Below are 7869 nucleotides of genomic sequence, written 5' to 3'. Positions count from 1 at the left end.
TGGCTCTGGACTTACAACAACGAACGACCCAACATGGCACTGGGCGGCATCACTCCAAGACAGAAACTAGCCAGTAAATATTTAACTGATTCTACTGCCGCTCACTGCTGAAAATGGGGGGATTACCGATACACTGGCGCACTGCCCATCGAATCAGGTACTGATATGTCCGAATCAACTGCTGAACTCCGCTCGTTCTCTTTCGTGCTCGCAGTACCCGATCTACAACGAAGCGCAGCCTATTTTCGTGACGCGCTCGGCTTTCGTCTTGAATGGCCTGAAGGCTCCGGCTGGCAGCTTGTGTCCAGAGGCGATGTGCGCATCATGATTGGCCATTGCCCCGACGCCATGCCGCCTTCAGCGACCGGCGATCATAACTATTTCGCCTACCTTAATGTCGATGATGCCGACGCACTTCACGGTGAGTTGATCAACAGAGGCGCCGTCATACTCCAAGCTCCGACCGATCGACCCCACGGCATGCGAGAGTTCGTCATAGGTACGCCCGACGGACATCGAATGATGGTTGGTCAAGAGTTGCCTGTGGGCAACTAAGTAACTTACTGTCGTTTTGGGTAATGAAGCCGCTAACCACACCAGACAGGCGATATATCGTTGTTCGCGGACGCCTTTGGCGCGCGAGCAACCCCAATCTTTCCGATGCCGAGCGAACTGCGCTGGTGCATGCGTTGGCAGCCGCCCGCCGGGACGTGAAGGCCGCCCTTCGCCAGCAGGACCCTGCGCGCCTTGCCGCTGCACGGGCCGCAGTCCACCAGGCAAAAGTAGCGCTCGGCGAGCGTGGCCCGCTGTGGTGGACCGATGGCGCCAAGGACTTCAACCGCCACATGGTCAAGAACAGCCCTTATGCGCAGTGGTATGAGGAAGTAACGGCATCAGGTTGAATCGATTTCTGGAACACACGTAAGACTTTGATTGCGGGATTGCTTCCTGTATCGCAACGGCGTAAAAATGCAGCATAGCTATAAAGGAGAATACGGTGAACTACATCATCACTGGGTTTGAATGTTCTCGAGGATCGGCGATGGAGTCTGGGCATGCCCATCGAGGCACCGCAAGGCTAGGCATCTTGTCCGCTGTCGCAGCAACGCTGCTTATGCCGTGTGCGTTCGCGCAAGATGCCACGCAGACTGATGGAGACAAGTACATGACCATGCTGGAAAACGAGTGTGTCAGAGTGCTGGAGTATCGGGATGAGCCGGGTGACAAAACACATCAACACCATCATCCTGCGTTCGTCCTGTACGCCCTGAGCTCGTTCGAGCGCACATTGACGCTCCCTGACGGGAAGGTGCTTCGCCGTCAGTTCAAAGCGGGCGATGTCATGTGGTCAGAGGCACAAACCCATATTGGCGAAAATGTTGGCCAAACCGCCACACACGTTCTCATTACCGAGCTGAAGAGAAGTCCTCAAGGCGACCGGGAGTGCGCTAAACGATGACGGTCACATCCTACATATTCGTCTGATCCGGCGGCACGCCTTCCGGCAATCTCGCCGCACACGCGGCGTCCTTTCGCAGTTCCATTTCCGCCCCGAGCCCGAAACAGGTCATCGAGATCGAGCCCATGGTATGCCCTCGAACCAGGGTTTCGAGCGTGTTGTTTTCCGCCGCCGCCAGCCCTGCCAGATAGAGCAGCGGGATGAAGTGGTCGGGCGTGGGCACGGCAAGGCGATAGTCGGGGTGTTCGAGTACACGCAGGATGTCGCCGGGTTCCTCCGCCAGTTGCTTCACCACGGCATCGTCGAATCGTTCCGCCCATTCGTATGACAATTCTTGCTGGCGCCATTGCAATTCCTGCAGATTGTGCACGACGTTGCCACTCGCGAGGATCATCACCCCTTTCTCCCTGAGGGGCGCCAAGCTGGCGGCAAGCTTGAGGTGGTAGTCGAGGGGCTTCAGCGCATTGATGGAAAGCTGCAGGACGGGGATGTCCGCATCCGGGTACATATGCGCCAGCACCGACCAAGTGCCATGGTCGATGCCCCACTGGTCGCGGTCCAGGCCAACCCATTGGGGCTTGACCAGCTCTACGATTTCACGGGCAAGGTCGGTATCGCCCGGAGCCGGGTACTGGAAATCGAACAGGGCTTGCGGAAAGCCATAGAAGTCGTGAATGGTTCGGGGCTTGGGCATTGCCGTGATAGCCGTGGCGCCAAAATACCAGTGCGCGGAAACGACCAGCAAAGCCTTGGGCCGGGGAAGATGCTGGCCAAACGCTTGCCACGCTTCGGTGTAGCCGTTCCGTTCCAGTGTGTTCATCGGATTTCCGTGTCCGATGAAGAGGGCTGGTATCTTGGTCATGCTGCATTCCTTTGATGGTGGCCTTACTAGCGCTTAGCCCTGTGGGACACCGCCACCGTATCTATCGGCACAAGCTTGGCGGCAGGGCGGCCATTACGGGCGATGATTATTTCGCGCTGTTGTCCTTGCTCAATTGCCTTCACTAAACGGGACAATGATGACTTAGCTTCCAGCAGATTCACGGGGCGCATAGCATTCTCCAAAGCAATAAGGCTTAGACTAGTCTAGCTAAATTCGAGACATTTTTTCCACCAATAATACTGAGCTAATCCAACATTGCACACCTCGACCAATTTGGCGCGATTTTTTTACCGACTCTGCATCCGAACGCGCTTCTCGCGTGTAGTACCTGTATCAGCAGGTTTGAGCCCGTTGATTCTACTCAACTACACAAGGAAAACGTCATGAAAACGATACGCACAGTTGTCCTGTTGTCCGCCGCTGTTACCCTTGCCGCATGCTCCAGCATGGAGCAAAACGCTTCAGCCAGCTCGTTCTCGCAAGAAGGATTCCCGGCAGCCGTTCAGGTACCGGCTGGCAACGAGGTGGCGATGGAAACGGTGGGCAAAGGCACGATCTGGTATGAATGCAAGGCAAAGACAGACGCGGCCGGCCAATTCGTCTGGGTGTTTGGCGGGCCGGATGCCGGTCTTTGGGATCGCAGCGGCAAGTCCGTTGGCAAGTACTACGGTCCGCCGGCCACCTGGGAAAGCAACGATGGTTCCAAGTTGACTGCAACGCAAGTTGCCGTGGCAGCGGCTGGCGCCGGCAACATTCCTCATCAACTTGTCAAGGCCAATCCTGCAGTGGGAACCGGTGCCATGACGGGCGTGACCTATATCCAGCGTGTGGCGACAAAAGGCGGTATCGCTCCTTCTTCCACATGTGATGCGGGCAAGGCAGGCGCCAAAGCAACGGTCAACTACCAAGCCGACTACATCTTCTGGAAAGCTGCCTGAACTCACGGTGCAATTCATCGCCTGTCCAAGCCTGGATAGGCGATGAAAGGCGAAAGCTATAATCGGTCGCGACATTGTCGAACCCCGACGACAGACCGGAACTCTATTGGCCGCCGACCACTTCGATTACGAGACGACTCTGCAAGCATGTGCAAGCGGTGACCAGCAAGCCTTGCAGCGTCTTTATCTGCAGGACGGAAAACGCCTGATGGGCGTGGCCTTGCGCATCGTGCGTGACAGGCAACTGGCGGAGGACGTCCTGCACGACGCCTTCGTCAGTATCTGGCGCAAAGCACACACTTTCGATAGGGCAAGCGGATCGGGGCGCGGATGGATCTACAGCATCGTACGGTATCGGGCCCTGAACGTGGTGCGTGGTCGTGAACGGGAAACCCAGGTCGATGAGGAAATGCTGGAATCCATGGATGCGGCGCAACTTGATCACCTACCCGATGCATTCATGAACAGCCACGATCTCGGACGCTTGCATGACTGCCTTGCCGCATTGGACACCTCCCGGCGCAACAGCCTGTTGTATGCCTATGTGGACGGCTGCAGCCACCGGGAGATCGCCGAGCGGCTCAAGTCGCCCATCGGCACGGTCAAGGCATGGATACGCCGCGGCCTGATGACATTGCGGGAGTGCATGGGATGAATGGCTCCAACGAAACGCACGATGACTTGAACGCGCTCGCGGGCGAATATGTGCTCGGTACGCTGGACGCCGCACAACGCCACGACGTCGAAGCCCGGCTGGCACATGATGCCGAATTGCAAACAGCCGTCCACGCATGGGAAGAAAGACTGGCCGCACTCAATACGATCCCAGACGAACAGCCTTTACCAACCGATCTCTGGCCACGCATCCAGCGCAGTATTGCGCCCGCTGTCCACACCGCATCGCGCTGGTATCGTTGGTGGAATGACCTGCGGCTCTGGCGCGGTCTGACGACCGGTGGTTTTGCGACGGCTGCTCTGCTATTTGCCTTGCTCATCATGCGTCCCGCTGTAGACGCACCAAACTATATGGTCGTGTTGGTGCCGCCACAAGGGCAGCACCCCGGATACGTGATTCAAGCCAGCATGAACAAGCACATCACATTGACACCATTAGGCAGCGAACAGGTCCCGGCCCAAAAATCACTTCAATTCTGGACCAAGGACGATAGTTGGAGTGCGCCCGTGTCGCTTGGTCTTGTGCAACCGGGTCAGAGAGAGAGCTTCGCGCTCGACCATCTGCCGCCATTGCAGTCCAATCAGCTGTTCGAGATCACGCTGGAACCTGAAAACGGTTCACCAACCGGCAGACCTACCGGGCCCATTCTTTACATTGGGCGGGCAGTGAAAGTTCCTTCTTGAACCGTCAGCGCGCCGTCGGGCGCCGCACGGCACGGACTTTTCCACTTGTTCCGCCGCCGCAGTAAAAGAGATCTGCCCCGTTGGATTCAAGCCCGCTGACAGCGGTGTCGTGCGGCATCTCCAGCCGTTCCAGTACGGCATCGCTCTGCGCGTCAATCCGCCGGATATCGCTCTCGTCCCCTTCCCATGTCCCGTGCCACAGTTCACCATCAACCCAGGTCACGCCGGTGACGTAACGGTTGGATTCGATGCTGCGGATGATTGCGCCGGTCGATGGATCGACCTGGTGGATCTTGCGATCGCGGTACTGGCCCACCCACAAACTGCCTTCGGCCCAGGTTAGTCCCGAATCGCACCCATGGCCTGGGGCGGAAATCGACAACACCACGCTGCCGGTGGCGGGATCGATTTTGTCGATGCGCTCCTCCGCGATTTGATAGAGGTAGGTGCCGTCGAAGGCGGTGCCGGCGTCGCAGGCACACTCCAGCGTACGCGTAACCTCGCCGCTTTCGGGATCGAAGGCGACCAGCTTTGCCCCTGTGGCGGCCCAGACGCGCTGGCCATCGAAGGTCACGCCGTGAATGGAATCGGTGCCGGCCAAGGGGCCGTATTCGCGCACGATTTCAGCTGTACTCGCCATGCTTCGGGGTTTCTCTTTGCGTGTCATTTGATTCATGGTTGGCTCCTGGTAATGCGCCTTTAATAGGCGCCGTAAGGCAACCTTATTCCATCTGGCGCGCAGCCGGGAGTAACAAAACTGTCGTGAATCTCGCCAGCGGGGGCGACAGCCAGCGTCGTGTCCGCGCTCTCCCGATGGATCGCGCCTGTCCGGCGGCTTCAAGCTCGACGAGCGCTCGCTGGACGGTGCGCTGGCTGGCCCCCAAGGCCAGTGCTAGAGCCGATGTCGACCAGGCTGCACCGTCGCAAAGCAGCGCAATTAGGGACGCCTGATCGCCGTCGATGGGCGGCGTCAGCACGGCAACGGCGCGTCCGTCCAGCGGCTTCAGAACAAAGCCGCGTGCGGTTGCCTCGATACGCGCCAGCGCTGTGACAAGCGCGCGTAGACGACTGATTTCAACTCTAAGGCGCGCCCGGTGCGACTCGTTGGGATGGTGGCTGCGGAATGCGCGGGCGATCAAGGCGTCCCGATCGACATCGTCCGGCCATGCCTCGGCCAAAGCGCGCGCGAGCGCAAACAGTACCGGTCGCCGTACCAGCGGCCGCCATGTCGGGCCGGCATTCAAGCCCCGGCGGCAGGCGTCGACCACCAGGGTATCGGAGGCCAGGAGGGTTGCGACCTCGTCCAGGCGCAGCGTCTGTTCACCGCCCGGAACGAGCAACCGGGCGGCGGGGCGATCGAGCGTAACCCGCGCGTTCGCCACCTCGGCCAAGAGCGCCGGCACGTCTACGCGAACGGCGGCCTCGTGCGCGCGGCCCAGCGCCGCCCGTGCCGAATCGATGCTCAAGGAGCGCAGCGACAGTTCGGCCGCGGCCAGTTCTGCGACTGCCGCGAGGGATGGCGACAAGCCACGCCTATCGAGCTGCGCCAGTGCTATCCCGGCTTTGTCGAGGCGGCCAAGCAGCAAGAGGCGGCGCGCCACGATAAGCCGTGCCTGCAGCACGTTGGCGTGATCGGCGTGCGCCTCGAGCGTGGCCAAGGCTGCCGCCAATGGGCGCGGCGAACTGCCCAGGTCGCGCATGGCAAGCGTCACCTCGGCCTCTGCCACAACACAGCGCGCACGGGCGAGCTTTTCGTGGGAGCCGAAGCCGCGACCGGCGCGCCGAAGAAGCTCACGGGCGCGCGGGTACTCGCCCAGTTGAGCCATGGCGATGCCACGCAAGGCCAGCGCCGGCGGGTCGTCGCGCAAGGCAATCCGCTTCAAGGCGCCCAGCGGGTCGCCAGCGGCGAGGGCACGCGCGGAAGCGGCAATCAGGGAGTCCATGACGACAGAATACACCGCCGCAGGTTGAGTTTTTTGAGCGTTGGCGTTCCGTAAGAGTTCGTCGCGGCGGCGGTGAGCGATGGCAAATTTCGGCCAGAAGCAGACATCACTTGTCGCGCCTGCAATGACTGCTTTTGGCCTATTGTGTTGAAAAACTCGGCATGAGTGGATCTCATAGAGGTCGACGAAGCGTATTCGACCCAGACCTGCTCGAGTCGTGGCCAACGGCCACAATCGAGGCCGAGCGGTATCGCAGGTCTTGGAATAAGGGAGTGGCAATGCGACGCATGCCCCCAGAAATTAACCCGAGTGGGCGCGCTTGCCGGGATTTTTCTTGTAGTGGGTATGCGAGCCACGCTCCTGGCTCACACGTTGGCCGCGGACTTTTGTAACGGTCACGCCCTTGGGAGCGACGGGAGGGGGAGTGCGCTTGCGGTCGGCTTCAGTAACGATTTTGTTGCCCATGGAAATCTCTCTAGTTTGGTTAAGCTTGCTATTGTTCCACATTCGCTCGGTTTATTCTTGGCAGCAGGAAACAGGCAGAGGATATGCCCGGCAATGCCTTAATTTGCATAGGCATTGCTGAACGGTTGGATCATCACGGATAACCTGTCGCCTAAGCCAGCATAGCAGGCGTTGACCAGGCCGGCTCGAACGGCTGCATAGGGGTCGTTTACTGCCCGGGCGCTATGTCGAAAGCAATTACAGTACCTTTTTTGTAGTTTGTTATACGAAGGCCTGGGCGCACATCGTTTCGTGCAGTACCGCGCGCAGGAAAGGTGCGTAGGCTCTCGCAATAGCTGACGATGGACTCTGGCGTGAAGACAACCCGATAGCTCATCGGGTCTTTGCGTGCTCAGCGGCCAGACGAACGCGTACCTGATCTGCCGTGACAGCCCGTGTCGGATCTGTCTTTAGTGCATCGTACGCTGGGCCAACCTGACTGTGTAGCCAGTTTTCCACCGCACAATCTCTGGCTATGAGTGCCCTCAGGCCGTCGCGGATAACTTCGCTCTCGCTGGCATATTCGCCTGCGCGCACCTTAGCTTTTACTGTATCCGCCATGTCGTTGGGATACTGACCATAAGCCGCGCCCTCCTCACGACAACAGACCGAGCCGAAAGCCGGCCAGGTCCGCAAGAGCAGACTGACTCTAGCCCGAATGGCACTTACTTAGGCCGCTGCGGGCGCCCGTAGCGAATGATGTCGTCGCGCGCGAGGTCACGCGGCTTCTTCAGCCATGGGTAGGATTTTGGCCTTCGTTTTCGCTGTCGCGGCTCGATGCGG

General features: G+C 59.3%; 12 protein-coding genes and 2 pseudogenes. 7 read left to right on the top strand and 7 right to left on the bottom strand.

The genetic code is table 11. From position 1 onward, the window contains the following. The first annotated feature begins 165 nt into the window (after positions 1-165). From CR159_RS21115 to CR159_RS21105, 3 genes are all read left to right on the top strand, one after another. On the top strand, positions 166-555 hold the full coding sequence (locus CR159_RS21115; protein ID WP_102075908.1) for a VOC family protein: 390 nt from the start codon (positions 166-168) through the stop codon (positions 553-555). 23 nt (positions 556-578) lie between these two features. Beyond that, on the top strand, positions 579-902 hold the full coding sequence (locus tag CR159_RS21110) for a hypothetical protein (protein ID WP_102075907.1): 324 nt from the start codon (positions 579-581) through the stop codon (positions 900-902). 185 nt (positions 903-1087) lie between these two features. Then, positions 1088-1459, top strand: coding sequence for a cupin domain-containing protein (locus CR159_RS21105; protein WP_199173389.1), 372 nt, complete (start codon positions 1088-1090; stop codon positions 1457-1459). 10 nt (positions 1460-1469) lie between these two features. Here the strand turns inward: CR159_RS21105 and ygiD are convergent, their stop codons facing one another. Further along, positions 1470-2321 (bottom strand): 4,5-DOPA-extradiol-dioxygenase, encoded by an 852-nt coding sequence (gene ygiD / locus CR159_RS21100; RefSeq protein WP_102075906.1) that lies wholly within the window; start codon positions 2319-2321, stop codon positions 1470-1472. Between the two features lie 26 nt (positions 2322-2347). Continuing rightward, on the bottom strand, positions 2348-2512 hold the full coding sequence (locus CR159_RS21095) for a type II toxin-antitoxin system Phd/YefM family antitoxin (RefSeq protein WP_102075905.1): 165 nt from the start codon (positions 2510-2512) through the stop codon (positions 2348-2350). A 213-nt stretch (positions 2513-2725) separates the two neighbouring features. On the opposite strand from CR159_RS21095, the gene CR159_RS21090 reads away from it, so the two are divergent. From CR159_RS21090 to CR159_RS21080, 3 genes are all read left to right on the top strand, one after another. Next, positions 2726-3280: a DUF3455 domain-containing protein gene (locus CR159_RS21090; RefSeq protein WP_102075904.1), complete on the top strand. Its 555-nt coding sequence runs from the start codon at positions 2726-2728 to the stop codon at positions 3278-3280. Positions 3281-3386: 106 nt separating this feature from the next. Beyond that, entirely contained in the window at positions 3387-3935 is a 549-nt protein-coding gene (locus CR159_RS21085; protein ID WP_102075903.1) for a sigma-70 family RNA polymerase sigma factor, read from the top strand. Then, positions 3932-4639, top strand: a complete 708-nt coding sequence (locus tag CR159_RS21080) for an anti-sigma factor (RefSeq protein ID WP_102075902.1) — start codon at positions 3932-3934, stop codon at positions 4637-4639. The genes CR159_RS21085 and CR159_RS21080 overlap by 4 nt, the downstream gene beginning before the upstream one ends. Positions 4640-4643: 4 nt before the next feature. Here the strand turns inward: CR159_RS21080 and CR159_RS21075 are convergent, their stop codons facing one another. Together CR159_RS21075 and CR159_RS21070 are read right to left on the bottom strand one after the other, a co-directional pair. Then, positions 4644-5315, bottom strand: coding sequence for a Vgb family protein (locus CR159_RS21075; RefSeq protein ID WP_102075901.1), 672 nt, complete (start codon positions 5313-5315; stop codon positions 4644-4646). Between the two features lie 46 nt (positions 5316-5361). Further along, the gene (locus tag CR159_RS21070) at positions 5362-6582 is read right to left on the bottom strand and encodes a helix-turn-helix domain-containing protein (RefSeq protein WP_102075900.1); all 1221 of its coding nucleotides are present in this window, start codon (positions 6580-6582) and stop codon (positions 5362-5364) included. 165 nt (positions 6583-6747) lie between these two features. On the opposite strand from CR159_RS21070, the pseudogene CR159_RS22060 reads away from it, so the two are divergent. Continuing rightward, a pseudogene (locus tag CR159_RS22060) lies at positions 6748-6864 on the top strand (RNA-guided endonuclease InsQ/TnpB family protein); the annotation flags it as partial. An 18-nt stretch (positions 6865-6882) separates the two neighbouring features. Here the strand turns inward: CR159_RS22060 and CR159_RS21745 are convergent. The 3 genes and pseudogenes from CR159_RS21745 to CR159_RS22050 all read right to left on the bottom strand — a co-directional run bounded on the left by CR159_RS21745 (position 6883) and on the right by CR159_RS22050 (position 7647). After that, positions 6883-7047 (bottom strand): hypothetical protein, encoded by a 165-nt coding sequence (locus CR159_RS21745; protein WP_199173388.1) that lies wholly within the window; start codon positions 7045-7047, stop codon positions 6883-6885. A gap of 223 nt (positions 7048-7270) precedes the next feature. Beyond that, a pseudogene (locus CR159_RS22055) lies at positions 7271-7423 on the bottom strand (type II toxin-antitoxin system RelE/ParE family toxin); the annotation flags it as partial. Beyond that, positions 7420-7647, bottom strand: coding sequence for a ribbon-helix-helix domain-containing protein (locus CR159_RS22050; RefSeq protein WP_102075899.1), 228 nt, complete (start codon positions 7645-7647; stop codon positions 7420-7422). The gene CR159_RS22050 and the pseudogene CR159_RS22055, both read right to left, overlap by 4 nt. Between the last annotated feature and the right edge of the window lie 222 nt (positions 7648-7869).

The sequence above is a fragment of the Pollutimonas subterranea genome, from assembly GCF_002849655.1.
Classification (GTDB): domain Bacteria; phylum Pseudomonadota; class Gammaproteobacteria; order Burkholderiales; family Burkholderiaceae_B; genus Pollutimonas; species Pollutimonas subterranea.
Note: the sequence above shows the minus strand (reverse complement) of the source record. Positions and strands in the feature narration are given on the sequence as shown.

What these genes read in the sequence shown, in the direction of transcription:
- CR159_RS21090 (WP_102075904.1), top strand. Translation starts at nt 2,726, where the DNA reads ATGAAAACGATACGCACAGTTGTCCTGTTGTCCGCCGCTGTTACCCTT.
- CR159_RS21070 (WP_102075900.1), bottom strand. Translation starts at nt 6,582, where the DNA reads ATGGACTCCCTGATTGCCGCTTCCGCGCGTGCCCTCGCCGCTGGCGAC.
- CR159_RS21110 (WP_102075907.1), top strand. Translation starts at nt 579, where the DNA reads ATGAAGCCGCTAACCACACCAGACAGGCGATATATCGTTGTTCGCGGA.
- CR159_RS21095 (WP_102075905.1), bottom strand. Translation starts at nt 2,512, where the DNA reads ATGCGCCCCGTGAATCTGCTGGAAGCTAAGTCATCATTGTCCCGTTTA.
- CR159_RS21080 (WP_102075902.1), top strand. Translation starts at nt 3,932, where the DNA reads ATGAATGGCTCCAACGAAACGCACGATGACTTGAACGCGCTCGCGGGC.
- CR159_RS22050 (WP_102075899.1), bottom strand. Translation starts at nt 7,647, where the DNA reads ATGGCGGATACAGTAAAAGCTAAGGTGCGCGCAGGCGAATATGCCAGC.
- CR159_RS21115 (WP_102075908.1), top strand. Translation starts at nt 166, where the DNA reads ATGTCCGAATCAACTGCTGAACTCCGCTCGTTCTCTTTCGTGCTCGCA.
- CR159_RS21075 (WP_102075901.1), bottom strand. Translation starts at nt 5,315, where the DNA reads ATGAATCAAATGACACGCAAAGAGAAACCCCGAAGCATGGCGAGTACA.
- CR159_RS21745 (WP_199173388.1), bottom strand. Translation starts at nt 7,047, where the DNA reads ATGGGCAACAAAATCGTTACTGAAGCCGACCGCAAGCGCACTCCCCCT.
- ygiD (WP_102075906.1), bottom strand. Translation starts at nt 2,321, where the DNA reads ATGACCAAGATACCAGCCCTCTTCATCGGACACGGAAATCCGATGAAC.